Below are 23,255 nucleotides of genomic sequence, written 5' to 3'. Positions count from 1 at the left end.
CCTGATCTTCAGGTCATACCGATGGAGCGCCCATGCCGCTGGACGATTTCCGCATCACGACGGGCAAGCGATTCCGCCTTGCCGACTTCCCTCCCGGCAGCAAGCCGCTGTCGCGCGGAGACAAGGCCGAGGACCTTGCCCGCATCGCCGAGTTGAGCGAGGGGCTGGACGCACAACAGGACATCTTCTACGCCGAGCACCGCCGCAAGCTGCTGGTCGTGCTGCAGGGCATGGATACCAGCGGCAAGGACGGCACGGTGCGCGGGGTGTTCCGCAGCTTCGATCCGCTCGGCATCCGCGTGGTCGGCTTCAAGGCGCCTACTGCCGATGAACTGGCGCGCGACTTCCTCTGGCGCATTCACCTGCAGGTGCCCAGGGCCGGCGAGATCGTGGTATTCAACCGCAGCCACTATGAAGACGTGCTGATCACGCGCGTGCACGGTTGGATCGACAATGCCGAAGCCGAACGGCGCTTCCGCCAGATCCGGGACTTCGAGGCAATGCTGACCGAGACCGGCACCACCATCGTCAAATGCTTCCTGCATATTTCGCGCGACGAACAGAAGGCGCGACTGGAGGCGCGGCTGGCAGACCCGGAAAAGCACTGGAAATTCGACACCACCGACCTCGCCGAGCGCAAGCACTGGAAGGCCTACATGGATGCGTACGAGGCCGCGATCATGGCGACCAGCACGCCGGAATGCCCGTGGTACGTGGTGCCGGCCGATTCCAAGACGCACCGCAACCTGATGGTGGCGGAGATCCTGGCGCGGGTGTTCGAAGACCTGAAGCCCGCCTACCCGCCGCCCAAGCCGGAACTGGCGAACGTCAAGGTCGAATAGCGCGCCAGCAGAGCGGCTGGCCGCCCGGTTCAGCCGCCGTTGCCGCGATGCACGTCGTGCGTGACGAACGGATGCTCGCGGCTGGGCATCGCCAGCCAATGCGGATGGCGCAGCGTCTGGCGGATATCGTCCAGGCCGCTGGTCCAGTGCTCGTTCATGGTCAGCAGCCCGAACTGGTAGTCCTTGGCCATGTTCTCGAATGATTTGTCGCGGTAGATCAGCTGGATCACGTTACGGCGCGCGTCGCAGGCCTGTTCGGCGGCGCGCCGGTACCACTCGCTGTTGCGCTTTGACTGCGGCACCAGCGCCATCACCTCGTTGAGCATGCGGCGCATGTTCTGCTGCTCGCGCATGTAGTCCGTAATGGCGCGGGTGCGGCTGGAATAGCGGATCTCCTTCTCGCGCTCGGCGACGTCGACCAGGTCGTGCGGCAGCTTGCCGCGCGCGCTCCACAGGTCAACCTGGAAGATCAGCGCGTCGCGCCGCGGCTGCGCGGTCAGCACCTCGGCCAGCGGGGTGTTGGACACCAGGCCGCCGTCCCAGTAATACTCGCCGTCGATCTCCACCGCCGGAAAACCCGGCGGCAGCGCGCCCGACGCCATGAAATGCTCGGGGCAGAGCTTGTCGCGGGTGTTGTCGAAATAGGCGAAATTGCCCGTGCGCACATTGACCGCGCCCACCGACACCCGCATCAGGTCGGGGCGATGGTTGATCAGGTCGAAGTCGGCGAAGCGCTCCAGCGTCGCCTTCAGCGGCGAGGTGTCGTAGAAGCTGGCGCGACCGGGATCGGCATAGCGCATCATCAGCTCCGCCCAGCTGCGCGGCTGGAAGAAGCCGCGCTGGCCTTCGACCATGGCGCGCGTGGCATGCAGGCCGTCGAACCAGACGCGCAGCGGCTCGGGCCAGCTCTCGGCGCTATCGGTCAGCCAGGTAGGCGACAGGCTGGGCAGCCATGGCTGCGCGCAGATGTATTCCCAGAACGCGCGCAGCTGTTCGATGCGGCGCTCTGGCGGATTGCCGGCAATCACCGCGGCGTTGAGCGCGCCGATGGAAATGCCCGCGACCCAGTTCGGGTAGATTCCGCCTTCGGCCAGGCCCTGGTACACGCCGGCCTGGTAGGCGCCGAGCGCGCCGCCGCCCTGCAGCACCAGCGCGCGCACGGCATACGCTTCATGCGCGGGCCGGTCGGGCGCCTTGGCGTCCTGGCGCACCGGCTTGCGCGGGCGCACCTGCGCGCCGCGCTCGGCCAGCGAATCGCCGTTGCCGTTGGTATTGCCTGTTGTCCTTTCCGTTTCCTTCGCTGCCGTCGATGCCGGCTGCCGTCCTGCCCGTTCCTGCCGCTCTTTCGCCGCCACGCACGCCCCCTGCCGATTGGATATTCCGCCTGCCCTGGATCGTTGCAGCGCCCGGCGCATCCGCGCGGGCGCAAAGGCTCCGTCAGACGCCGTAGCGCTGCCGATACGCCGACACAGCCTCGCGCGAAGCCGCCAGGGACTGGTCCTGCGACGCGTCGAGGTAGGCCAGCAGGTCCTTCAGGCTGGCGATCGCGATCACGGGGATGCCGAATTCACGCTGCACGTCCTGCACGGCCGAATGCGTGCCGACCTGGTCGGCGGTCCCGCTCTTTTCCATGCGGTCCAGCGCGATCAGCACGGCGGCCGGCTCGGCGCCGGCGGCGCGGATCAGGTTGACCGATTCACGCACCGAAGTGCCGGCGGAAATGACGTCGTCGACGATGACGACCTTGCCCTGCAGCTTCGCGCCGACCAGCGTTCCGCCTTCGCCATGGTCCTTGGCTTCCTTGCGGTTGTAGGCGAAGCCGACGTCACGTCCCATGCCGGCCAACGCCACCGCGGTCGCCGACGCCAGCGTGATGCCCTTGTAGGCCGGTCCGAACAGCACGTCGAACTGCACGCCCGATGCCAGCAGGGTTTTGGCATAGAATTGCGCCACCTCGCCGAGCATCGCGCCCTGGTTGAACAGGCCCGCGTTGAAGAAATACGGCGACTTGCGGCCGGCCTTGGTGACGAATTCGCCGAACGACAGGACGCCGGCATCGAGCGCAAAGCGGATAAAGGTCTGGCTCAGGTCGATGTCCTTGGGCCCTGCGGCCGGCGTGTTCTGCTGCGTCATCATTTCTCTCTGAATTCAAAATTTCCCCGAATGTTACGGATTATCAGCGCCAACCTCAACGGCATCCGCTCCGCGTCCAAGAAAGGCTTTTTCGACTGGATGGGCAAGCAGGACGCAGACATGGTCTGCGTGCAGGAACTGAAGGCACAGGCCGCGGACATGACCGAAGCGTTCCTGGCGCCACATGGCTACCATGGCTTCTTCCACTACGCGGAGAAGAAAGGCTACAGCGGCGTGGGCCTGTATACGCGACACAAGCCTGAGCGGGTCATCACCGGCTTCGGCAACGCGGAGTTCGACGGCGAAGGCCGCTATGTGGAAGTGCAGTACCCTCACCTGGCCGTGATCTCGGTGTACGTGCCCTCCGGTTCCAGCGGCGAGGAACGCCAGCTGGCCAAGTTCCGCTTCATGGAGGCCTTCCTGCCCCACCTGCTGCAACTGAAAGCCAGCGGGCGCGAGATCGTGCTGTGCGGCGACGTCAACATCGCGCACAAGGAAATCGACATCAAGAACTGGAAGGGCAACCTGAAAAACTCCGGCTTCCTGCCGGAAGAACGCGCCTGGATCGGCGAGCTCTTCGATGTCCATGGCTACGTCGATGTGTTCCGCAAGCTCGACCCGCGCCCGGACCAGTACACGTGGTGGAGCAACCGCGGCCAGGCATATGCCAAGAACGTGGGGTGGCGTATCGATTACCACCTGGCAACGCCGAAGATCGCCGACACGGCACAGCTGTGCTCGATCTACAAGGACGAGAAGTTCAGCGACCACGCGCCGCTGTCGATCGATTACGACTATCCGCTCTGAGCCGTAGTAATCAGGCCGCCCGGACTTCTTCGAGCAGTTCCGGGTGGCGATCGAGCAATTTCAGCAGCTTGACCAGCGCCAGCGGGGGCCGCGAACTGTGCCAAACCGCAAGAATCCAATCGGTACAAACCCCTGCGACGGACCCCCATCCCCGCTACAATGCGGGTTCGCCCCTGCGCCCGGCAGGAGACGTTTCGCATTCCCCCGCATTTCATAGAGCGAGTCCGCCATGGTTTTCAAAGTGTTCGTCGATGGTCAGGAAGGCACGACCGGTCTCCGGCTGCTTGACTATCTTTCCGGTCGTTCCGACGTGGAACTGCTGCGTATTGCCGATGACAAGCGCAAGGATCCGGCCGAGCGAGCACGCTTCCTGAACGCCGCCGACGTCGCCTTCCTGTGCCTGCCCGACGTGGCCTCGCGCGAGGCGGTGTCGCTGGTGACCAACCCGAATACCTGCGTGATCGACGCCAGCACGGCGTTCCGCACCGCCGACAACTGGGCCTATGGCCTGCCGGAACTGGTGCGCGGCCAGCGCGAGAAGATCCGTGCCAGCAAGCGCATCGCCGTGCCGGGCTGCCACGCCAGCGCCTTCGTGCTGGCGGTGCGCCCGCTGGTCGATGCCGGCGTGCTGCCGCGCGACTACCCGGTGTCGGCGTTCTCGCTGACCGGCTACAGCGGCGGCGGCAAGAAGATGATTGCGGACTTCGAAGCCGGCGGTAACCCGAAGCTGCACAGCCCGCGCAAGTACGCGCTGGGCCTGCAGCACAAGCACCTGCCCGAGATGCGCGTGCAGGGCGGCCTGTCGGCGGACCCGATCTTCAACCCGATCGTCGGCAACTTCCTGAAGGGCCTGGCGGTGACGGTGCCGCTGTTCGTGAACCACCTGGCGCGCAAGGTCAGTCCGGAGCAGATCGTCGACATCTACCGCAAGCACTATGAAGGCGAGCAGTTCGTGCGCGTGATGCCGTACAACAGCAACGACAACCTCGACGACGGTTTCTTCGACGTGCAGGCCAACAACGACACCAACCGTGTCGACCTGTTCGTGTTCGGCACGCCCGAGCGCCTGAACCTGGTCGCGCGCCTGGACAACCTGGGCAAGGGCGCGGCCGGCGCGGCGGTGCAATGCATGAACGTGCACGTCGGCGCCGACGAGGCCACCGGGCTGCAGGCCTGATACGGCTGCTTCCTGGACAAAAAAAAGCCGGCACTGCCGGCTTTTTTGCTGGCCGGAAACCGGCGTGCTTACACGCGTTGCAGCGCCCGCAACGCATCCACCAGACCCGCCCCCTGGAATGCGCGCTCTCGCCCGAGATCCGTAGCCGCATCGCACAGGATGGCCTTGACGGTCTCGGGCTGGCCCATCAGCTCATTGTTGCGCGACAGCAGCAGCGCGGCCACGCCCGACACATGCGGCGCGGCCATGCTGGTGCCATCCATTGACGCAAGCGTGCCGCCGGGCACGGTGGAGGTGATCTTCTCCCCGGGTGCCACGAGGTCGGGCTTGATGCGGCCATCGCCGGTGGGACCGTGGCTGGAGAAATAAGAGATGCCATACCGGAAGGGATCGGTACGATGGGTCGCTCCCACTGTGATCACGGCGCGCGCATTGCCAGGATCGGTGATGGTCTGGCCGCGAAAGCCCGCCCCCATGTGCGCGGCCGCATATTGCTCGTCATAGCCATAGTTGCCGGCCGCCGCCACCACGATCACGCCGTTGGCCACCAGCCGGTCGCACTCGACGCACACCGGCGTGCTGCCGCAGGCGTAGGTGCGCACGTCATGGCGCAGCGCCACGCTGAGGTTGACGCCGTGGACGTATTGCCGGTCGCGGCTCTGGTTGAGCCAGCGCACGTATTGCAGCGCGCCCAGGATGCCGAACTCATCGCCCCTGCCCTGCGCATCGAAGATGCGCAGGTCCAGCAGCTCAATGCGCGGGCAGATGCCGCTGACGTCGCCGCTTTCGGCAAGCTCCGGGGGCAGCGGCATGGGCTCGGGCCGCGCCAGGTAGGCCGACGAAGGCCAGCCGGCGCCGATGATGCCGGCCACATGCGTGCCGTGGCTGCCGCCCGGCGGCACGTATTGCGCCGGGTCTTCCTGGCTGATTTCCAGCAGCGGCTCGATCACGGACCAGTCGATGATGCGGCCGTTGGCGAGGTCGTCGGCGATCGCCGCGATGCGCGCCCTGAGCTCGGCCTCGGCGGGACCGCGCTTGCCCTTGGGCATGGGCGGCAGGCGGCCGCTGGTGATGGCCGACAGGCGGGTGAAATCCAGCGTCCTGACCACGCGCGACAGGCGCGGCGCGATCAGGCCGTCGCTGACCGGCAGCGCGCCCTCCAGCCTGGCAGGATCGAAGAACGCCGGATGGCGCGCATCGATGCCGGAATCGATCACCGCCCAGCGCACGCCCTGCCCGCCGGTATCGAACACGCGGATCGCCGCATCCGCCTTCACGGTCTTGCGCGAGGCGAAGACCGCGTGCTCGGCGGGCCGGTTGACTGAGATGCGCCACAGCGGCGCCACTGCCGCCACCTTTGCCGAATCTGCCGCATCCGCGGCATCGGCCAATCCCGCTGCCCGCGCGGCCTCTGCAACCTGTGGCGCCGCATGGTCGTCCTGCAGGCAGGCCCACAGCGTCTCAAGCACCTGCCGGCTCGCCTGCCCGATGCGCCGGGTCAGCCCGCCGGGAGGAAAGCTGTCGTCGTCCAGCCCCAGCAAGGTCAGGGCTACATACTGCGCGGCGACATTGACCAGCCGTCCCAGCGCCTGGCCGGCCGGCGCCGCGATGCCGCCGAAGCGCGTCCGGGAAGCGGTGTAGCCGATGTCCTTGAACCTGGCAATGGCTGCCTCGCTGGACACATGGGCGAGAACCGACTCGCCCAGCCAGCGCACGAAGGCCTCGCCGGTGAGGCTGCGCTCAAGCGCGTGCCGCGCGGCGGTTGACCAGCTGACGCCGGCCATCGGCAGCCGAACCTCCCGGTGCCACCATGCCGTCAGCGGCAGCAGCCTGAGCATGTCGAAGAAATCGATCTGCGCCAGCAGATGCGATTCGTTGGCCGCCAGGAAGCGCTGGCCTGCCGCCGCCGATGCCGGCTCGGCCAGCGACGGCAGGCGCCGCAGCACCGCCGTGCGCAGGGCCGCAATGCCCGCGGCGTGGTGCGGGGTCAGCAACAGCCCGCGCGGCACCTCGAACGATTCTCCCGACGCATACAGCAGCCAGACTTCGGAGCTGACCGGCAGGTCGCTGGTGAAGCGCTCGGGCTCGGCCTCGCAGCCCGCGAAGATCAGCATATAGGCGGCCCGTTGCTCCGACGGGCTCATGCGGTTCAGGCTCATGCGGGTTCCCCTGCGGTTGTCGCATTGTCCTTCGATCCGGTGGGCCGCCCCGGCGCCAGGCACCGGCAGCAGCGGCTAGCGCTTCAGCGGCTTGCTTCTGTCGTCGTCGCCCGCGTCGACCGGCGCATCGCCCAGTCCGGCCATATTGGCGCGGTACGGCGGCAGCCTGTCGACCGGGGTATTGATCGCGCGTGCGTAGAGCGGCAGCACCTCGGGCATGTGCTTTTCCAGGTCGGCAATGCGGCTGCGCCCGGACGGGTGCGTCGACAGGAATTCGGTGCCCGATTGCGACATCTTGCCCATCTTTTGCCACAGGGACACCGCGGCGCGGGGATCGAAGCCGGCGCGCGCGGCGATATCCATGCCGATCAGGTCGGCCTCGGTCTCGTCGGCCCGCGAGAAGCGCAGCGTCAGCAGGTGCGCCCCGGTGCCGAGCGCCATGTTGCCCAGGTTGCCGAAGCCGAACAGCTGCGAAATCACATTGGCGCCAAGGTTGGTGATCTCGGACTTGGCGGCGCGCTCGCGCGCATGCTCCTGCAGCGCGTGCGCGATCTCGTGCCCCATCACCATCGCGACCTCGTCGTCGGTCAGCTTAAGCTGGTCGAGCAGGCCGGTGTAGATGGCGATCTTGCCCCCCGGCATGCAGAACGCATTGACCTGCTTCGAGCCGATCAGGTTGATCTCCCACGGCCAGTTGCGCGCGCGCTCGTTCCAGCGCACGGTCTGGGGCAGCAGCCGCTTGCCGATCGCGCGTAGCCGCCTGAGCTGCGGGTTGTCGTCGCCGGCCAGCGCGCGCTTGGCGATGGCTTCCTGCTTGAGCTGCTCGTACTCCTGCGCGGCCTGCTGCTCGATCGCCTCGGCCGGCACGATATTGCGCACCGCCGAGCCGCCGCGCTGGATGTTGATGCCGCCCGGCTCGGTTTCCTGCGCCTGCGCGGGCATGCCGGACCAGGCCAGCAACGCCGCCGCCAGCGCGAGCGCGCGGACGAGCCGGACACGAATCGGACGCTGGGCACATTGCTGGGGGCGGAGCATTTTGCGGTTCCTCGGGCGCAGTAGGGGGATCGTGGCGGCGGACCGGTGCGATCCGCGGCAAGCTGCCACAGCGCAACTGGCAGGGCGGCAAACGGGTGATGCAATAATACACGGCGCCCGCGCAGCCGCGCGGCGCTCCATCCCCCGCGCATCCATGACTTTCCAGGCCTATCTCGATATCTTCCGCAACCGCCGCATCGGCGCCATGCTGACCCTGGGCTTTGCCTCCGGGCTGCCGCTGGCGCTCACCTCCGGCACGCTGCAGGCCTGGATGACGGTCGAGGGCCTGGATATCAAGACCATCGGCTTCTTCTCGCTGGTGGGCCAGGCCTATATCTTCAAGTTCCTGTGGGCGCCGCTGATGGACCGCTACACGCCGCCGCTGCTGGGCCGGCGCCGCGGCTGGCTGCTGGTGACGCAACTGGGGCTGGTGGCGGGCATCGCCGCGATGGCGTTCTGCCCGCCACGCGAGGCGCTGTGGACGCTGGCGGCGCTGGCCACGCTGGTGGCCTTCCTGTCGGCCTCGCAGGACATTGTCTTCGACGCCTACAGTACCGACGTGCTGCGTCCGGCCGAGCGCGGTGCCGGCGCGGCGGTCAAGGTGCTGGGCTACCGGCTGGCGATGCTGGTCTCCGGCGGCCTGGCGCTGTGGCTGGCCGACCGCGTGCTCGGCTGGCAGCAGACCTACCTGCTGATGGCGGCGCTGATGGCCGTGGGCATCCTGACCCTGCTGTGGGCGCCCGAGCCCGACGTGCCCGCGCGCGCGCCGCGCTCGCTGGAAGAGGCGGTGCTCGGCCCGCTGCGCGATTTCTTCGCGCGGCCCGGCGCGTGGTGGCTGCTGCTGCTGATCGTGCTCTACAAGCTGGGCGACGCCTTTGCCGGCAGCCTGTCGACCACCTTCCTGATCCGCGGCGTCGGTTTCTCGGCCGGCGAGGTTGGCATCGTCAACAAGACGCTGGGACTGGCCGCCACCATCATCGGCGCGCTGTTCGGCGGCACGCTGATGGTGCGGCTGGGGCTGTACCGTTCGCTGATGGTGTTCGGCGTGCTGCAGGCGGTATCGAACCTGGGCTACTGGATCCTCGCCGTGACGCCGCCGCACCTGTGGACCATGGGCGCGACCATCGCCGTGGAAAACCTGTGCGGCGGCATGGGCACAGCGGCCTTCGTGGCGCTGCTGATGACGCTGTGCAACCGCTCGTTCTCGGCCACGCAGTATGCGCTGCTGTCGGCGCTGGCGTCAGTCGGCCGGGTCTATGTCGGGCCAACGTCCGGCTACATGGTCGAGGCCTGGGGCTGGGCGCCGTTCTACCTCGGCACCGTGGTGGTGGCGCTACCCGGCGTGATGCTGCTCTGGGCGATGCGCAACACCGTGCACCGGTACGAAGCCCAGGCGCGCGAAGCGATCGCCTGAGCCCCTGCCTGCGCTTATTCCTTGTAGTAGACGATCTGGTGCGAGCTGGCCAGCAGCTGGCCCGCCGGGCTCCACAGCTGCGCGCGCTGGTCGAAGTACCCCTGCTGGAACACCTGCGCCTGCGCGCTGGCCAGCACGTGGCTGTCGCCCAGCGCCGCCAGCGTGGGCGCATCGGCGTGGAAATACGTAGTCATCGACACCGTGCCGGCCGGCACGAAGCCCGCGCGCTTGAGGAAGATGCGCGGGTAGAAGCTGTCCGCCCATGACGCCACCGCGGCGAAGTCCGGCGTGCGCGCCGGCGCGTCGCGCAGCCAGAACTGGGTCAGGCTGTCGGGGTGCTCGGTGCCGGCCTCGGCGCTCGGCTTGGCGCCACGCACCGGGCGCATGTCATAGGACTTGAGCCAGCGCACCGGCGCGAAGCCGCCCATCGCCGGCAGCGTGTCGGCAGCCGGCACCTCGGGCATCACCGCCTCGCCGCAGGCCCAGGTCTCGCGCCGCACTGCGAACACAGCGGTGGCGGTGGTGGCCACGGCATCGCCCTGGCGCAGCGTCAGGTTCCAGTGCTGGGTCGAGCGGTTGGTCCGCACCGGCAGTGCCTCGATCTCGAACGGGCCTTCGGCGATCGGGCCGGCAAAGTTGACCGACAGCGCGATCGGATCGCCCAGCCGTTGCGGGTGCAGCAGCGCCGCCTGCAGCAGCGTGGCGGCGGTGATGCCGCCGAACGGGCCGATCATGTTCCAGTAGGCCGGCGTGGTGCGGCCCAGAAAACGATTTTCGCCGGCGGCCTCCAGGGCGATGGCATCGTCGAACGCATGCAGCGCGACGGGAGCGGAGGCGGACAGGGCAGCAGCGGTAGCAGTCATGGCGAGGAAGCAAATAGAACGGTCGTTCGATAGCTGCCTACACTAACCGTAGTCAGGAGTTCGGTCAACCGGTCCTGCAGGCAAGCGGCCCGGACGGCGCATCAGCCTTGTGCCCGGCGCCACCACGGCAGGCTCCAGCCGAGCTGGTTGGCGACCACGCCCAGCAGCACCAGCAGCATGCCCGCGACCTGCAGCGGCCCGAGCACGACGCCGAACACCACCACATCGATAACGATTGCCACCAGCGGATAGACGAACGACAGCGTTGCGATCGACACCACGCTCAGCCGCTGGAAGGCGCCGTACAGCAAGGTGTACATGACACCCGTATGGACCAGTCCCAGCGCCAGCAGCGCGGCCCAGGTGACGGTGTGATAGCTGCCGGCCGCGGGATGCGCCAGCGGTGCCAGCATCACCACACCCAGCACCATCTGCAGGCCCGCGATCTGCCCGGGCGGAATCTGCTGGAGCCGGCGCGTGGCCATGGTCGTGACCGCATAGAGCAAGGCCGCCAGCAATGCCAGGCCGATCCCGGCCAGCATCGCGGCGCCGGTGGCGCCGTGCTCCAGCCCGGTGATCAGCATCACGCCGGCAAAGGCCAGCACCAGCCACGGCAGCCTGGCGAACGGGAGCGGTTCGCGCTGCATCGCCGAGGTCAGCAGCAGCAGGAAGAACGGCTGGGTGTGGTAGACCACGGTCGCAATCGCAATGCCGCTGTAGGCATAAGCCGAGAACAGCGCCAGCCAGTTGAGCACCAGCGTGACGCCGCCCAGCGCCAGCCAGCCCAGCTGCGCGCGGCTCATGCGCACCCAGCCACGCTGCAGCGTCAGCGTGCCCAGCAGCGCGGCGCCGCCAAAGATGCAGCGGAAGAACACCACGTCCAGCGGCGGCTGTCCGCTGGTGACGACAAACCAGCCGATGGTGCCTGACAGCACCATGGCCGCGACCATGCGCCAGGCACCGCCGGGCAGGGATTGGGGGGAAGGCATGGGGCACTCCGGGAATGCAATGGCGGCATTGTTCCACCATGCCGTGCGCTCAACAATCCCGCCAAAGCTCAATTAGTATTTGAGCTGCAATCAAAGATCGGAGACCTGGCATGTCGGATACCCCACTTAACGCGATGGCCGTCTTCGCTCGCGTGGTCGAATGCGGCAGCTTCTCCGCCGCGGCGCAGGATCTCGGCATGACCCCGTCGGGCGTCAGCCGGCACGTGTCGCGGCTCGAAACGACGCTCGGCGCCAGCCTGCTGCAGCGGACCACGCGCGCCTTCTCGCTGACCGAGCTGGGCCAGTCGGTCTACGCCGCCTGCGCGCGCATGACCGCCGCCGCGCGCGAGGTCACCGCGCTGGCCGGGGAGCACGGCGGCACGCCCCATGGCGTGCTGCGGGTCAGCGCGCCGGTCTCGTTCGGGCAGGCCTGGCTGGCGCCGCGCCTGCCCGCCCTGTTGAATAAATACCCGGGCCTCGACCTGCAGCTGACGCTGGCAGACCGCATGGTCGACCTGGTCGAAGAAGGCCTGGATGTGGCCGTGCGCATCGCGCGCGAGCTGGCGCCCGGCCTGGCGGCGCGGCCGCTGCGCGAGGTGCGCTACCGGCTGGTGGCCTCGCCGCGCTACCTGGCGCGGCACGGCACGCCCGCTGCGCCGGCCGAGCTGCCGGCAGCGCGCTGCCTGTATCTGGGCTATGGCAACTTCGGCGAGCGCTGGACGCTGCGCCACCATGCCGGCGGCGAGGCCGTGGTGGTGCGCATCCCGCCGCGGCTGACGCTCAATAACAGCCTGGCCATCATGACGATGGTGGAAGGCGACGCGGGTATCGGGCTGGTGCCGGACTTCTCGCTCGGCAGCGCGCTGGACGAGGGCCGCGTCGTCACCGTGCTGCCGGACTGGGACATCCTCGAGCCCTACATCGGCACGGCCTACGCGGTGTACACCCCGACGCGGCACGTGCCGCCCAAGGTGCGCGCCTTTGTCGATCACCTCGCCGCCACCGCCACCGAACCGCCGGCCTGATCAGTCCTTGCCCAGCGCCCGCCGCAGCAGCCAGAGCATGGCTTCGCGTACCCGCGCGGCATCGGCACCGGCCTCGATCTCCAGTGCGGCGCGATCAAATGCCGCGGACAGCAGCGGCGCCAGCGCGCGCAGCGCCACCTCGCCCTGCCCGCCCATGCCGGCGGCATCGAGCCCTTCGCGCAGCGTGCGCGCGGCATTGTCCTCGTCCAGCGCCAGCGTTTCGCGCAGGCCCAGCGCGGCCGGCCCCTCGACCAGCAGCAGCCGGGTGCGGCCCGGCACCGTCATCGCATCCAGGTAAGCCTGCGCGCCGGCTATCAGCGCTTCGGCGGGATCCAGGCCGGCGGGCGCTGCGGCCTCAATCTCAACGGCTACCGCCGCAGCTTCATCAGCCAGTACCTGGCGGAACAGGTCGCGCTTGTCGGCGAAGTGGTGGTAAAGCGCCCCGCGCGTGATGCCGGCCACGGTGCAGACGTCCGGGGTCGAGGTCTCGCCGTAGCCCCGTTCGACAAACAGGCTCCGCGCCGCGTCGAGCAACGCCTGCCGGGTAGCCTCGGTACGTTCACGGTTGGATCGGGCCACGCGGTTTCTCCTTGCATACATACAGTCTGTATCTTAATATCAATTTACATACATGCTGTATGTATCTAGACAACAAGGAATCGCGTCGTGAAAGTCACCAGCTACTACCCCGTCATCATGACCGGCGATGTCGCCGGCACTGCCGCGTTCTACCAGCGCCACTTCGGCTTCGTGCCGCTGTTCACCAGCGGCTGGTATGTGCACCTGCAGCGGGCGGACGATCCATCGGTCAACCTGGCCGTCCTGGACGCCAGCCACGAGACCATCCCCGCGCCGGCACGCGGCCAGCGCGCGCAAGGGCTGCTGCTGAACTTTGAAGTGGAAGACGCGGATGCGGCCCATGACCGCTTGCGGGCGGCGGGGCTGCCGATCCTGCTGCCGCTGCGCGACGAGGCGTTCGGCCAGCGGCATTTCATCACCGCCGATCCCAACGGCGTGCTGATCGACGTGATCAAGCCGATTCCGCCATCGGCAGAGTATGCGGCGCAGTATGAGGCCGGCGCGCTGCCGCAATAAGGAGGCGGGCGCCGCCCGCCATGCGAGGTCAGGCGGCGCAGACCCGGTACACCGCCAGGCTGCCGCGCCAGTTGACGCCCCAGTTCACGGTGATGCCCTCGTGCATCACCACGCGGTCGATGACGCGCAGGCCGACCGTGGGCGCCAGTTCCTCGAAATCGCTGATGGTCAGCACGCGCACGTTGGGCGTGTTGTACCACTGGTAAGGCAGCGATTCCGACACCGGCATGCGCCCGCGGAACACCGACAGCCGGTGCGGCCAGTAGCCGAAGTTGGGAAACGACACAATGCATTCGCGCCCCACCCGCAGCGTGTCGCGCAGCACCTGCGCGGTGTTGTGGATGGTCTGCAGCGTCTGCGACAGGATCACCGTGTCGAAGCTCTTGTCCTCGAACAGCGCCAGCCCGCCCTCCAGGTTCTGCTGGATGACATGCACCCCCTTCTGCGCGCACGCCAGCACGCCTTCGTCGCGTATCTCGATGCCATAGGCCTGCACATCGAGCTCGTCCTGCAGCACACGCAGCAGGCTGCCGTCGCCGCAGCCAAGGTCGAGCACCGTGGAGTTGGGTTCGATCCAGCGCGCGATCGCGCGGAAGTCGGGGCGCAGCGCCAGGATATTGGGATTGGCCAGGGCGTTCATGCGCCGATCTCCTCTGCGATGCGGTCGTAGTAGGCACGCATCAGGTTGTGGTAGCGCGGGTCGTCGAGCAGGAAGGCATCGTGGCCGTGCGGCGCGTCGATCTCGGCGTACGAGACCGGGCGCTTGTTGTCCAGCAGCGCCTTGACCAGCTCGCGGCTGCGGCTGGGCGCGAAGCGCCAGTCGGTGCTGAAGCTCGCCACCAGGAAGCTTGCCTGTGTCTGGGCGATGGCGCGGGTCAGGTCGCCGCCGTAGGCCAGCGCCGGGTCGAAGTAGTCCAGCGCGCGCGTGATCAGCAGGTAGGTGTTGGCGTCGAAGTACTCGGCAAACTTGTCGCCCTGGTAGCGCAGGTAGCTTTCCACCTGGAACTCGACGTCAAACGAGAAGCGGATATCGTCGGTCTTCAGCTCGCGGCCGAATTTCTCCGCCATGTCCTCGTCCGACAGGTAGGTGATATGGCCGATCATGCGCGCCACGCGCAGGCCGCGCTTGGGCTTGACGCCATGCGCATAGTAGTTGCCGCCGTGGAAGTCCGGATCGGACAGGATGGCGCTGCGCGCCACCTCGTTGAAGGCGATGTTCTGTGCCGACAGCTTGGGCGTCGATGCGACGACGATGCAGTGGCGCAGCCGGTCCGGGTACATCAGGCTCCAGGCCAGCGCCTGCATGCCGCCGAGGCTGCCGCCCATCACCGCGGCGAATTGCGTGATGCCGAACGCGTCGGCCACGCGCGCCTGCGCGTTGACCCAGTCCTCCACCGTGACCACCGGGAACGCCGCGCCATAAGGCTGGCCAGTCGCGGGATTCACGCTCATCGGCCCGGTCGAGCCAAAACATGAACCCAGGTTGTTCACGCCGATGACGAAGAAGCGGTTGGTATCGAGCGCCTTGCCGGGGCCAACCATGTTGTCCCACCAGCCCAGGTCGCGCGGGTCGTCCGCATAGACGCCGGCGACATGGTGCGAGGCGTTGAGCGCGTGGCACACCAGCACCGCGTTGGAGCGCGCCGCGTTGAGCGTGCCGTAGGTCTCGACCATCAGGTCGTAGCCGGCGAGGGACGTGCCGTTGCGCAGTTTCAGCGGCTCGGCAAAGTGCATGCGCTGCGGCGTGACCACGCCGACCGAACCGGGCGGCAGGGAGGGCGCTGTGGGCGCGCTGGGCGCGCGGGGTGCGTCGGGCGGCAGGGCGACATCAGTCATGGAATCCAGGCCCGCGGCGAACGGGCATAAAAAAACCCGACCGGCATTTGCGTGTGAAGCAACGCAGCCAAGTCGGGATTCGCTGGATTCCTTGCGGGATTCCGCGTGCCGGCGCCGATCATCGTCGTGGTGACATGGGGCGCCGACCCAACCTCTTTAGCCGCATTTATAGTGGCAGCCCGGACCGTGGTGCCTTGGTCCCCGTGGCTGCCGCGCGCCCGCAAGCCAGTCATCAAATCGGCGCGACCGGGCAATTATAGAGCAATCGGCCCGGCGTGTCGGTTTCAGCCCAGCAGCACGCGCAGATGCGCCTCGGCATGGTCCGACGGCGACTTGCGGAAGCCGCTCTTGGCATAGCGGTGCCACTGGCCCTGCACCGTCGCCATGATCAGCGCCGCTCGCGCCGGGATATCGGCCTCCACCGGGAACTCGGCCTGCGTCACCGCCACCTTCAGGCACTGGCGCAGCGAGGCCTCGATGCGGTCCACCACCTGATTGATGCGTTCCTGCAGCCGCTCGTGCTCGCCCACCAGCGCCTCGCCGGTCAGCACGCGCGTCATGCCCGGGTTCTTCTCGGCGAACGACAGCAGCATGCGCACGATCGCATGCGCCTGGCGCAGGCCGTGCTCTTCCTTGTCCGCGATCTGGTTGATCAGGCCGAACACGGTCTGCTCGATAAAGCCGATCAAACCCTCGTACATCTGCGCCTTGCTGGCGAAGTGGCGGTACAGCGCCGCCTCGGACACGCTCAGGCGCGCGGCCAGCGCCGCGGTGGTGATCTTTTCCCCGCGCGGATGCTCGAGCATGGTCGCCAGCGTCTGCAGGATCTGGACGCGGCGCTCGCCCGGGCGCGGGCGCTTGCGCGCCGGCGTGGCTGGCGCCGCGGGCGTGTCCATGTCATCGGCCCCGCCTGTAATGACTGCCTCCGGCTGGTCCCCGTTGCTTTGCGTCATGACCCGTTTCTCCGTATTCGTCGTTGGAGTTGATGCATCGATTGTACTTTTATGTCCACATAGGCCGGCCGGTTCGGCACGCGGGCCCGCACCCGGGGCACGTTACCGGGCTGCGCCTGCGGTGCCTGCGCCTCCGCGGCCACCAGCGTGACCGAATGCTCCTGCGCGGCGTGGCCGGCGCGGCGGTCTTCTTCCGCCTCAAGCGTCGAACGGACCGCCGCGTCGCGCCGGCTGCCGTTGTCCTGCGCCGCAGCGGGCGCGCCAGGCACGTCATGCGGGCGCGACGGCGCGAGGGTGCGCAGGTAGCCGGTCACCCAGGCGGTGCGGATGCCGGTGCCGGCATAGCGCTTGAGGTGCGACACGGTGTCCTCCACCAGCACCGCGCGATGCGGCGCGACCCGCGCCTGCACCAGCAGGCGTCGCAGCATGCGGCGGTCCGGCTTGGGCCGCAGGTGGCCATGCACCCACATCTGCTCGATCGCCACCACGCGCTCGAAGCAATGGCCGATGCCGGCGATATCCAGCACCGCGCGCGCATAGTCCTGCGGCGCGTTGGTGACCAGCAGCTTGCGCCCCGGCAGGCGCCGCAGGTGCGCCGCCAGCCCGCGCTGCACGCGCACCATCTCGGCCAGCGCCGGGAAATCATGCGCCGCGCGCAGGAAGTCGGCGGGATCGACGCCATGATGCCGGATCATGCCGAGCAGCGTCGCGCCGTAGCGCTGCCAGTAGTCCACGCGCACGCGGCTCGCGGTCGCCTCGTCGCAATCAAGCACGCGCGCCACGTAGGCGGTCATGAGCCGGTTGATCGCCGGGAAGATCGCGTGCGAGGCATCGTGCAGCGTGTTGTCGAGGTCGAACAGCCAGACCGTGCGCCCCGAGTTGTCCCCGGCCGGACTGCGGCGCAGGCGAGCGCGGACACGGCGCGGAGGAGGAAGACTGGAAGGCACGCCGGGCAGCTCGGATGATGGTGGGGGATGCCGGGGCGGCTGGTTGAAGCCTGCGCCGCCCCGGCGGCTCCGCTCAGTGCGAGCGGATCATGGTGCCGAACGCCTGCTCGGTCAGGATTTCCAGCAGCAGCGAATGTTCGATGCGGCCGTCGACGATGTGCACCGAATGCACGCCGCTCTTGGCCGCGTCCAGCGCCGACGAGATCTTCGGCAGCATGCCGCCCGAGATGGTGCCGTCGGCGAACAGTTCTTCGATCTCGCGCGCGGTCAGGTCGGTCAGCAGGTTGCCCTTCTTGTCCATCACGCCGGGGATGTTGGTCATCATCACCAGCTTCTCGGCCTTCAGGATCTCGGCCATCTTGCCGGCGACCACGTCGGCGTTGATGTTGTAGGCCTGGCCATCGTCGGAGAAGCCGATCGGCGAGATCACCGGGATGAAGGCGTCGTCCTGCAGCGCCTTGACCACTGCCGGGTTGATCGCCTCGATATCGCCCACGTAGCCGATATCAATGAAGGCACCGGGGTTTTCGCGGTCGGGCATCTGCAGGCGCTTGGCGCGGATCAGGCCGCCGTCCTTGCCGGTCAGGCCCACGGCCTGGCCGCCGTACTGGTTGATCAGCATCACGATGTCTTGCTGGACTTCGCCGCCGAGCACCCACTCGACCACTTCCATGGTCTCTTCGTCGGTGACGCGCATGCCTTGCACGAAGGTGCCGACTTTGCCGACCTTCTTCAGCGCTTCATCGATCTGCGGGCCGCCGCCGTGCACCACCACCGGGTTCATGCCGACCAGCTTCAGCAGGATCACGTCGCGCGCGAAGCCGTGCTTGAGCTTTTCTTCGGTCATGGCATTGCCGCCGTACTTCACCACGATGGTCTTGCCGTGGAACTTGCGGATATACGGCAGCGCCTCGGCGAGGATCTCGGCTTTCAGTGCGGGAGCGATGGCGGCCACCGCAGTCGCGGCAGGCCCGGGGTTGTCGGCGTTCATGGGGGACATCCGTGAGATTCAACAGGTATGATGGCTAACAGCCGCGTAGCCGGGGTACACGCAACGGCGCGCAACCTTGCGCAACAGGGATCGCCCGAAAGTGCGCCATCCGGCTATGGCAGGCGCCGATTTTACAAGAAACCGCGCGGGGCGCGAGTCCCGTGGCCCGGGCAGGTCCGGCCATCCGCCGGCAAGCGCCGCACGGGGCACCACGGCGGCCCGCCGGCGTTCCGTTCGCGCAACAGCGAGCCTTGCCGCGGCCTTTGCCGTTTGTCTCGCCCTTCGCCGTACCAGTTCCCGCCGTGCCAGTCCCCGCCGCACCATGACCGATCCCGCCACCGTCCTGACCGGCCAGCTTCGCCCCGTCGAGCATTGCAGCCAATGCGGCGCCGGCTTCGTCTGCGGCTACGTGGCGGGGCTGAGCGAGTGCTGGTGCGCCAGCCAGCCGCTGCTGCCGGCACGGCGCATCGTGCCGGGCCAGCACTGCCTTTGTCCGAACTGCCTTGCGGCGCGCCAGCGCGGCGATCAGGCGCCGGAGCCCGCCGAGGGCTGAACCGCCGACACAGGGTCGGACGACGCGCCGGCGCTGCCCCACTGCATCACCAGCATCCCCGCCACGATCAGCGCGGCGCCCGCCAGCCGCGCCGGCGTCATGGCCCGCACCGCGAATCCGGCCAGCCCGAACTGGTCGACCGCCAGCGCGGCCAGCACCTGTCCCGCCACCACCGCGGCGATAAAGCCGGCCGCGCCGAGCTTCGGCGCCATCACCAGCGCGGCCGAGATATAGAACACGCCCAGCACGCCGCCGATCCAGGTCCACGCCGGCGCACGCGCCAGCACCGAGGCCGCGGGCAGCGGTACGCGCAGCAGCCACAGCAGGGGCAGCAGCGCCGCCAGGCTGACCAGCAGCGACACCAGCGTCGCCGCCAGCGGATGTCCCAGCGTGCGCCCCAGCGCGGCGTTGGCACCCGCCTGGAACGGGATCACGGCACCCGCCAGCACGGCGCTCGCGAGGGGCAACAGCAAGGAAACCGGGAAGGAATTCGGCAACTGGATGCCTGACATGTCACGCTCCGTAGGGCAAACTGCGATGCCTGACAGTTTGAAATATCGCAAAGCGAATTCCCAATTCTGCTTTCATACGTTTAATATTCGCCGAATGAATAGCCTACGCGGAATCGACCTCAACCTGCTGGTGGTGCTTGAAGCACTGCTCGCCGAGCGCCACATCTCGCGCGCCGCGCTGCGCCTGCACCTGAGCCAGCCTGCGGTCAGCCATGCGCTGGGGCGGCTGCGGCAGCTGCTCGACGATCCCATCCTGGTACGCGGCAAGGGCGGCCTGGTGCTGAGCGCACGCGCCCATGAACTGTCCGGCCCGCTGGCCGAAGCGCTGTCGCAGGTGCGCATCCTGCTGGGGCCGAGCGGCTTCCAGCCCGCCACCGCGCGGCGGACCTTCCGCCTCGCCATGTCCGACTACGGTGCGCTGGTGGTGCTGCCGCGGCTGCTGCGCGCCTTGCGCAAGGCCGCGCCCAATATCGACCTGGCGGTGTCGCAGGCCAGCCGCGAGGGCATGACGGCGCAGGTGGCCGATGGCGAGATCGACATGGCGCTGGGCGTGTTCAGCTACCAGCCCGAAGGCGTGCAGTCGGCCGAATTGTTCCGGGAAAGCTATGCCTGCGCGGTGGATGCGGCCACGGTGCGGGACACCGGCCGGCTCGACCAGGTGGCCTACCTGGCACGCTCACATGTGCTGGTGGCCACCCACAGTGAACGCATGGATGCGATCGACGCCGCGGTCGCCAGGCTGGGCGGGCGGCGCAAGATCGCCTGCGTGGTGCCGCACTGGAGCGTGGCGCCGGCGCTGATCGCCGGGACCAACCTGGTGCTGACAACGGCGCGGCGCAGCCTGTCAGCGCTGGAGGAAGACCCGCGCTACGCCATCTTCGATCCGCCGTTTGCGCTGGAAGACTTCACCTTCAGCATGATCTGGCATGAGCGCACCGAAGCCGATCCGGCCCACGCCTGGCTGCGCGAGCGCGTGCTGGCGGCGGCGGCGAGTCAGGAATCGGAAGAGCCGATCAGCTTGCGCGGCTGACGGCGCCGCGCCGGCTTGGCGGCACCCGGCACTGGGGGCTGCGGCCGGGCGTCACGGCGCCCCCTCGTTGGTGGTGCGGGCGGCGCGGGCGGTGCCGGCGGCGTGCCACCGCGGAACACCAGTTTCTGGCGCGTGCCGTGCTGCTTGTTGGCCATGATGGCTGGCGGCCAGGCCTGCGCCCGGCTCTCTCTCTGCGGATCAGTGCTTGTGATCGCCGTGGCCGGCGTGGCTGCCGCCCGGCACCATGTCGCGCACTTCGGCGTTGACCATCTGCTCGGTCACCTTGCCGCCCTGCTCGATCTTCAGCGTGATGGGCACGATGTCGCCCTTCTTGAGCTGGCTCTTCAGGCCCATCAGCATCACATGGTAGCCGCCCGGCTTCAGCTCGACGTTCTGCATCCTGGGCAGGTCCAGCGACTTGACCTGCCGCATGCGCATCACGTTGTTTTCCATCTTCATCTCGTGGATCTCGGCTTCGCCCACCGGCGACGAGACGCCCACCAGCTTCGCGTTCTCGTGCGCATGCAGCACCATGAACGCGCCCGAAGCGGCCTGGGTCGGCACCGTGCCGCGCACCCAGGCGTTGCTGACGTCGACCTGGGCCAGCGCGGCCCCGGACGCCAGCGCCGTGGCCAGTGCGGCAATCGATGCGGCCAGCGTGGCCGCGCGGAATTTCGCTTGCATCTTTGTCTCTCCTGAAAGCAGACATTAGAACATGGCCTCGCGCGCCGCGCGCAGGCGTGCCGGAGCATGCGGGCCGGCCAAAGCCGGCTAGTCTGGCAGCCGCGGCGGCGCGCCGCCAATGCGGCAAGGTGTCGCATGCGCAAGGCACCTTCCGGCCGCATTGATACACTCGCGCCATGACCACCGCCGCCTTGTCTCGCCTGCCTGACCTGCCCTTCCTGTCGCCCCTGCCGGCCGCCAGTTCGCCGCGCCATGGCCAGGTGACGCTGCGCCGGCTGTTCTGGCTGCGCTGGGCGCTGCTGTCGGGACAGGCGCTGACGCTGCTGGCATGCGACCCGATCGCCGGCATCCGGCTGCCATATGGGCCGCTGATGGTGGTGCTCGGGCTCCAGGCGCTGTTCAACCTGATCACGGCACTGCGCCTGCGCCAGCACACGCGGCGCAACACCGCGCCGGGCGAAGCCGAACTGATGGGGCAGCTGCTGGTGGACCTGACCGCGCTGTCGGCGATCCTGTTCTACACCGGCGGCGCTACCAACCCCTTCGTGTCGTTCTACCTGCCCGGGCTGGCCATCGCCGCGGCCATCCTGCCGTGGCGGCAGGTGATCGCGCTGGCGGTATATGCGCTCGCCTGCTACACGGTGCTGCTGTTCGAATACGTGCCGCTGGACCTGCACAACCCCGACAACGCGGTGAACTATCACCTGGCGGGCATGTGGCTGAACTTCGTCGTCAGCGCGGTGATGATCGCGATGTTCGTCGCGCGCCTCTCGGGCGTGCTGCGCCAGCGCGAGGCGCAGCTGAACCTGGCACGCGAGCAGTTGCTGCGCGAGGCGCGCGTGGAAGACCTTAACGGCCAGGCCGCGGCGGTGGCGCACGAGATCGGCACGCCGCTGGCGACGCTGGCGGTGATCGCCGGCGAGCTGCGCGCCGATGCCTCCGACGCGGCGCTGGGCGCCACGCCGATCCGCAGCTACCTGCCCGACCTGCAGACCGTCGAGCAGCAGCTGGCGCTGTGCCGCACCACGCTGGCGCGGCTGCGCGAGGACTCGGCCACGCTGGCGCCGCAGCGCCTGGACGCCTGGCTGCCGGCCTTCGCCGAGCGCTGGCAGCTGCGCCATCCCAACGCCAGCCTGCAGGCAGGCGCCACGCCGGGTGCCGGCGCGCAGCCGGTGGAGACCGCGCGCGTCGGCCAGATCCTGACCATCCTGCTCGACAACGCCGCGCGCGCCCAGCAGAACGCCGGCCGCTCCAGCCGGCCGCTTCAGCTGGAAATCGCCATGGAGCCGGGACACGTGGCCCCGTGGCTGTCGTTCCGCGTCGCCGACCATGGCGATGGCATCCCCGAGACTCTGCGCGGCCAGCTCGGCGAAATGCCGGTGGCCAGCCACCATGGCGGCCAGGGCATCGGCCTGTACCTGGCGCAGAGTGGCGCGCGCCAGATGGGCGGCGAGCTGGCCTGGCGCGACCGGTCCGGCGGCGGCACCGTGGCCGAGCTGCGGCTGCCCGCGCTGTCCACGCTATCGGCGCCGCCTGTGCGCAGCGCATCCTGAACCCACGCGCCACTCCTGACCATGACCGACACCTTCCAACCGGTTCCCGAAGCCACCGCACCGGCGGGCACGCCGTTCCTCGTCATCGACGACGACGAAGTCTTTGCCGGCACGCTGGCGCGCGCGCTCATGCGCCGCGGCTACGCCGTGCAAGTGGCGCATGACGGCCGCACCGCGCTCGCGCTGGCGGGCCGCACCGACTTTGCCTACGTCACGCTCGACCTGCACCTGGAGCCGCCCCCCGAAGCCGGCAGCACCGCGCCGGCCGAATCCGGCCTGCAGCTGGTCGCGCCGCTGCGCCAGGCGCTGCCGGACGCGCGCATCCTGATCCTGACCGGCTATGCCAGCATCGCCACCGCGGTGGCGGCGGTCAAGCAGGGCGCAGACGAGTACCTGGCCAAGCCTGCCAATGTCGATTCGATCCTGACTGCGCTGATGGCGGGAGTGTCGGAAGACGCGGCGCAGGCCGCGCTGGAAGAGCCGGTGCCGCTGTCGGTGGCGCGGCTCGAGTGGGAACATATCCAGCGCGTGCTGGCCGAGCACGGCGGCAACATCTCCGCCACGGCGCGGGCGCTGAACATGCACCGGCGTACCTTGCAGCGCAAGCTGGGGAAGCGGCCGGTGTCGCGGTAGAAGTAAAGCGGAAGTTGATTGCGG

24 protein-coding genes and 1 pseudogene are annotated in these 23,255 nt (G+C 68.4%); 10 read left to right on the top strand and 15 right to left on the bottom strand.

What is annotated here, in order from left to right:
- The first annotated feature begins 32 nt into the window (after window positions 1-32).
- The gene (locus J8I82_RS32170) at window positions 33-842 is read left to right on the top strand and encodes a polyphosphate kinase 2 family protein (protein ID WP_209763654.1); all 810 of its coding nucleotides are present in this window, start codon (window positions 33-35) and stop codon (window positions 840-842) included.
- 29 nt (window positions 843-871) lie between these two features.
- On the opposite strand, the gene J8I82_RS32165 is transcribed toward J8I82_RS32170, so the two are convergent.
- A complete protein-coding gene (locus J8I82_RS32165; RefSeq protein ID WP_209763652.1) occupies window positions 872-2,197 on the bottom strand; it encodes a patatin-like phospholipase family protein in 1,326 nt (441 codons plus the stop codon).
- Window positions 2,198-2,279: 82 nt separating this feature from the next.
- Window positions 2,280-2,975 (bottom strand): orotate phosphoribosyltransferase, encoded by a 696-nt coding sequence (gene pyrE, locus J8I82_RS32160; protein ID WP_431831600.1) that lies wholly within the window; start codon window positions 2,973-2,975, stop codon window positions 2,280-2,282.
- 30 nt (window positions 2,976-3,005) lie between these two features.
- Between pyrE and J8I82_RS32155 the strand changes: the two genes are divergently transcribed.
- The gene (locus J8I82_RS32155; RefSeq protein ID WP_151071018.1) at window positions 3,006-3,782 is read left to right on the top strand and encodes an exodeoxyribonuclease III; all 777 of its coding nucleotides are present in this window, start codon (window positions 3,006-3,008) and stop codon (window positions 3,780-3,782) included.
- Window positions 3,783-3,792: 10 nt separating this feature from the next.
- Here J8I82_RS32155 and J8I82_RS32150 read toward each other — a convergent pair.
- Window positions 3,793-3,876, bottom strand: a pseudogene (locus J8I82_RS32150) (type II toxin-antitoxin system MqsA family antitoxin); the annotation flags it as partial.
- A 135-nt stretch (window positions 3,877-4,011) separates the two neighbouring features.
- Here J8I82_RS32150 and argC point away from each other — a divergent pair.
- Window positions 4,012-4,959: an N-acetyl-gamma-glutamyl-phosphate reductase gene (gene argC / locus J8I82_RS32145; RefSeq protein WP_209763647.1), complete on the top strand. Its 948-nt coding sequence runs from the start codon at window positions 4,012-4,014 to the stop codon at window positions 4,957-4,959.
- 68 nt (window positions 4,960-5,027) lie between these two features.
- Here argC and J8I82_RS32140 read toward each other — a convergent pair whose 3' ends face one another.
- Together J8I82_RS32140 and J8I82_RS32135 are read right to left on the bottom strand one after the other, a co-directional pair.
- Window positions 5,028-7,118, bottom strand: a complete 2,091-nt coding sequence (locus J8I82_RS32140) for a S8 family peptidase (protein WP_209763645.1) — start codon at window positions 7,116-7,118, stop codon at window positions 5,028-5,030.
- 75 nt (window positions 7,119-7,193) lie between these two features.
- Window positions 7,194-8,153: a M48 family metallopeptidase gene (locus tag J8I82_RS32135; RefSeq protein WP_209763643.1), complete on the bottom strand. Its 960-nt coding sequence runs from the start codon at window positions 8,151-8,153 to the stop codon at window positions 7,194-7,196.
- Window positions 8,154-8,307: 154 nt separating this feature from the next.
- Between J8I82_RS32135 and J8I82_RS32130 the strand changes: the two genes are divergently transcribed.
- Complete coding sequence (locus J8I82_RS32130) at window positions 8,308-9,567, top strand: muropeptide transporter (protein ID WP_209763642.1); 1,260 nt, start codon at window positions 8,308-8,310, stop codon at window positions 9,565-9,567.
- 14 nt (window positions 9,568-9,581) lie between these two features.
- On the opposite strand, the gene J8I82_RS32125 is transcribed toward J8I82_RS32130, so the two are convergent.
- Window positions 9,582-10,430, bottom strand: coding sequence for an acyl-CoA thioesterase (locus J8I82_RS32125; protein ID WP_209763641.1), 849 nt, complete (start codon window positions 10,428-10,430; stop codon window positions 9,582-9,584).
- Between the two features lie 101 nt (window positions 10,431-10,531).
- Entirely contained in the window at window positions 10,532-11,419 is an 888-nt protein-coding gene (locus tag J8I82_RS32120; RefSeq protein WP_209763640.1) for a DMT family transporter, read from the bottom strand.
- 110 nt (window positions 11,420-11,529) lie between these two features.
- Here J8I82_RS32120 and J8I82_RS32115 point away from each other — a divergent pair, with 110 nt between their 5' ends.
- Window positions 11,530-12,444, top strand: coding sequence for a LysR family transcriptional regulator (locus J8I82_RS32115; protein WP_209763639.1), 915 nt, complete (start codon window positions 11,530-11,532; stop codon window positions 12,442-12,444).
- On the opposite strand, the gene J8I82_RS32110 is transcribed toward J8I82_RS32115, so the two are convergent.
- A complete protein-coding gene (locus J8I82_RS32110) occupies window positions 12,445-13,044 on the bottom strand; it encodes a TetR/AcrR family transcriptional regulator (RefSeq protein WP_209763638.1) in 600 nt (199 codons plus the stop codon).
- 66 nt (window positions 13,045-13,110) lie between these two features.
- On the opposite strand from J8I82_RS32110, the gene J8I82_RS32105 reads away from it, so the two are divergent.
- Entirely contained in the window at window positions 13,111-13,539 is a 429-nt protein-coding gene (locus J8I82_RS32105; RefSeq protein WP_209763636.1) for a VOC family protein, read from the top strand.
- Window positions 13,540-13,567: 28 nt separating this feature from the next.
- Here the strand turns inward: J8I82_RS32105 and metW are convergent, their stop codons facing one another.
- From metW to argB, 5 genes are all read right to left on the bottom strand, one after another.
- A complete protein-coding gene (gene metW / locus J8I82_RS32100; RefSeq protein ID WP_063241126.1) occupies window positions 13,568-14,179 on the bottom strand; it encodes a methionine biosynthesis protein MetW in 612 nt (203 codons plus the stop codon).
- Window positions 14,176-15,375, bottom strand: a complete 1,200-nt coding sequence (gene metX, locus J8I82_RS32095) for a homoserine O-succinyltransferase MetX (RefSeq protein ID WP_209763635.1) — start codon at window positions 15,373-15,375, stop codon at window positions 14,176-14,178. The genes metW and metX overlap by 4 nt, the downstream gene beginning before the upstream one ends.
- A 284-nt stretch (window positions 15,376-15,659) precedes the next feature.
- Window positions 15,660-16,328 (bottom strand): nucleoid occlusion factor SlmA, encoded by a 669-nt coding sequence (slmA, locus tag J8I82_RS32090; protein WP_209763634.1) that lies wholly within the window; start codon window positions 16,326-16,328, stop codon window positions 15,660-15,662.
- The gene (locus tag J8I82_RS32085) at window positions 16,325-17,275 is read right to left on the bottom strand and encodes a pyrimidine 5'-nucleotidase (protein WP_209763633.1); all 951 of its coding nucleotides are present in this window, start codon (window positions 17,273-17,275) and stop codon (window positions 16,325-16,327) included. Before J8I82_RS32085 ends, slmA begins: the two co-directional genes overlap by 4 nt.
- Before the next feature lie 73 nt (window positions 17,276-17,348).
- Window positions 17,349-18,266: an acetylglutamate kinase gene (gene argB / locus J8I82_RS32080; protein WP_084254770.1), complete on the bottom strand. Its 918-nt coding sequence runs from the start codon at window positions 18,264-18,266 to the stop codon at window positions 17,349-17,351.
- Window positions 18,267-18,588: 322 nt separating this feature from the next.
- Between argB and J8I82_RS32075 the strand changes: the two genes are divergently transcribed.
- Complete coding sequence (locus J8I82_RS32075; RefSeq protein WP_209763632.1) at window positions 18,589-18,819, top strand: cysteine-rich CWC family protein; 231 nt, start codon at window positions 18,589-18,591, stop codon at window positions 18,817-18,819.
- On the opposite strand, the gene J8I82_RS32070 is transcribed toward J8I82_RS32075, so the two are convergent.
- Window positions 18,792-19,331 (bottom strand): DMT family transporter, encoded by a 540-nt coding sequence (locus tag J8I82_RS32070; protein WP_209763631.1) that lies wholly within the window; start codon window positions 19,329-19,331, stop codon window positions 18,792-18,794. The two genes, J8I82_RS32075 and J8I82_RS32070, sit on opposite strands and share 28 nt — an antisense overlap.
- Before the next feature lie 94 nt (window positions 19,332-19,425).
- On the opposite strand from J8I82_RS32070, the gene J8I82_RS32065 reads away from it, so the two are divergent.
- Window positions 19,426-20,361, top strand: a complete 936-nt coding sequence (locus J8I82_RS32065; RefSeq protein WP_209763630.1) for a LysR family transcriptional regulator — start codon at window positions 19,426-19,428, stop codon at window positions 20,359-20,361.
- Window positions 20,362-20,559: 198 nt separating this feature from the next.
- Here the strand turns inward: J8I82_RS32065 and J8I82_RS32060 are convergent, their stop codons facing one another.
- Complete coding sequence (locus J8I82_RS32060; RefSeq protein WP_209763629.1) at window positions 20,560-21,045, bottom strand: copper chaperone PCu(A)C; 486 nt, start codon at window positions 21,043-21,045, stop codon at window positions 20,560-20,562.
- A gap of 176 nt (window positions 21,046-21,221) precedes the next feature.
- Between J8I82_RS32060 and J8I82_RS32055 the strand changes: the two genes are divergently transcribed.
- Window positions 21,222-22,598 (top strand): ATP-binding protein, encoded by a 1,377-nt coding sequence (locus J8I82_RS32055; RefSeq protein WP_209763628.1) that lies wholly within the window; start codon window positions 21,222-21,224, stop codon window positions 22,596-22,598.
- Between the two features lie 21 nt (window positions 22,599-22,619).
- Entirely contained in the window at window positions 22,620-23,231 is a 612-nt protein-coding gene (locus J8I82_RS32050) for a response regulator transcription factor (RefSeq protein ID WP_029047324.1), read from the top strand.
- Window positions 23,232-23,255 lie beyond the last annotated feature (24 nt).

Source organism: Cupriavidus consociatus, from assembly GCF_017814975.1.
Classification (GTDB): domain Bacteria; phylum Pseudomonadota; class Gammaproteobacteria; order Burkholderiales; family Burkholderiaceae; genus Cupriavidus; species Cupriavidus consociatus.
The sequence above is the reverse complement of the archived record's forward strand: the minus strand, read 5'-3'. Positions and strand labels throughout refer to the sequence as shown.

What these genes read in the sequence shown, in the direction of transcription:
- J8I82_RS32170 (WP_209763654.1), top strand. Translation starts at nt 33, where the DNA reads ATGCCGCTGGACGATTTCCGCATCACGACGGGCAAGCGATTCCGCCTT.
- pyrE (WP_431831600.1), bottom strand. Translation starts at nt 2,975, where the DNA reads ATGACGCAGCAGAACACGCCGGCCGCAGGGCCCAAGGACATCGACCTG.
- J8I82_RS32155 (WP_151071018.1), top strand. Translation starts at nt 3,006, where the DNA reads ATGTTACGGATTATCAGCGCCAACCTCAACGGCATCCGCTCCGCGTCC.
- argC (WP_209763647.1), top strand. Translation starts at nt 4,012, where the DNA reads ATGGTTTTCAAAGTGTTCGTCGATGGTCAGGAAGGCACGACCGGTCTC.
- J8I82_RS32140 (WP_209763645.1), bottom strand. Translation starts at nt 7,118, where the DNA reads ATGAGCCTGAACCGCATGAGCCCGTCGGAGCAACGGGCCGCCTATATG.
- J8I82_RS32135 (WP_209763643.1), bottom strand. Translation starts at nt 8,153, where the DNA reads ATGCTCCGCCCCCAGCAATGTGCCCAGCGTCCGATTCGTGTCCGGCTC.
- J8I82_RS32130 (WP_209763642.1), top strand. Translation starts at nt 8,308, where the DNA reads ATGACTTTCCAGGCCTATCTCGATATCTTCCGCAACCGCCGCATCGGC.
- J8I82_RS32125 (WP_209763641.1), bottom strand. Translation starts at nt 10,430, where the DNA reads ATGACTGCTACCGCTGCTGCCCTGTCCGCCTCCGCTCCCGTCGCGCTG.
- J8I82_RS32120 (WP_209763640.1), bottom strand. Translation starts at nt 11,419, where the DNA reads ATGCCTTCCCCCCAATCCCTGCCCGGCGGTGCCTGGCGCATGGTCGCG.
- J8I82_RS32115 (WP_209763639.1), top strand. Translation starts at nt 11,530, where the DNA reads ATGTCGGATACCCCACTTAACGCGATGGCCGTCTTCGCTCGCGTGGTC.
- J8I82_RS32110 (WP_209763638.1), bottom strand. Translation starts at nt 13,044, where the DNA reads ATGTATGCAAGGAGAAACCGCGTGGCCCGATCCAACCGTGAACGTACC.
- metW (WP_063241126.1), bottom strand. Translation starts at nt 14,179, where the DNA reads ATGAACGCCCTGGCCAATCCCAATATCCTGGCGCTGCGCCCCGACTTC.
- metX (WP_209763635.1), bottom strand. Translation starts at nt 15,375, where the DNA reads ATGACTGATGTCGCCCTGCCGCCCGACGCACCCCGCGCGCCCAGCGCG.
- slmA (WP_209763634.1), bottom strand. Translation starts at nt 16,328, where the DNA reads ATGACGCAAAGCAACGGGGACCAGCCGGAGGCAGTCATTACAGGCGGG.
- argB (WP_084254770.1), bottom strand. Translation starts at nt 18,266, where the DNA reads ATGAACGCCGACAACCCCGGGCCTGCCGCGACTGCGGTGGCCGCCATC.
- J8I82_RS32075 (WP_209763632.1), top strand. Translation starts at nt 18,589, where the DNA reads ATGACCGATCCCGCCACCGTCCTGACCGGCCAGCTTCGCCCCGTCGAG.
- J8I82_RS32070 (WP_209763631.1), bottom strand. Translation starts at nt 19,331, where the DNA reads ATGTCAGGCATCCAGTTGCCGAATTCCTTCCCGGTTTCCTTGCTGTTG.
- J8I82_RS32065 (WP_209763630.1), top strand. Translation starts at nt 19,426, where the DNA reads ATGAATAGCCTACGCGGAATCGACCTCAACCTGCTGGTGGTGCTTGAA.
- J8I82_RS32060 (WP_209763629.1), bottom strand. Translation starts at nt 21,045, where the DNA reads ATGCAAGCGAAATTCCGCGCGGCCACGCTGGCCGCATCGATTGCCGCA.
- J8I82_RS32055 (WP_209763628.1), top strand. Translation starts at nt 21,222, where the DNA reads ATGACCACCGCCGCCTTGTCTCGCCTGCCTGACCTGCCCTTCCTGTCG.
- J8I82_RS32050 (WP_029047324.1), top strand. Translation starts at nt 22,620, where the DNA reads ATGACCGACACCTTCCAACCGGTTCCCGAAGCCACCGCACCGGCGGGC.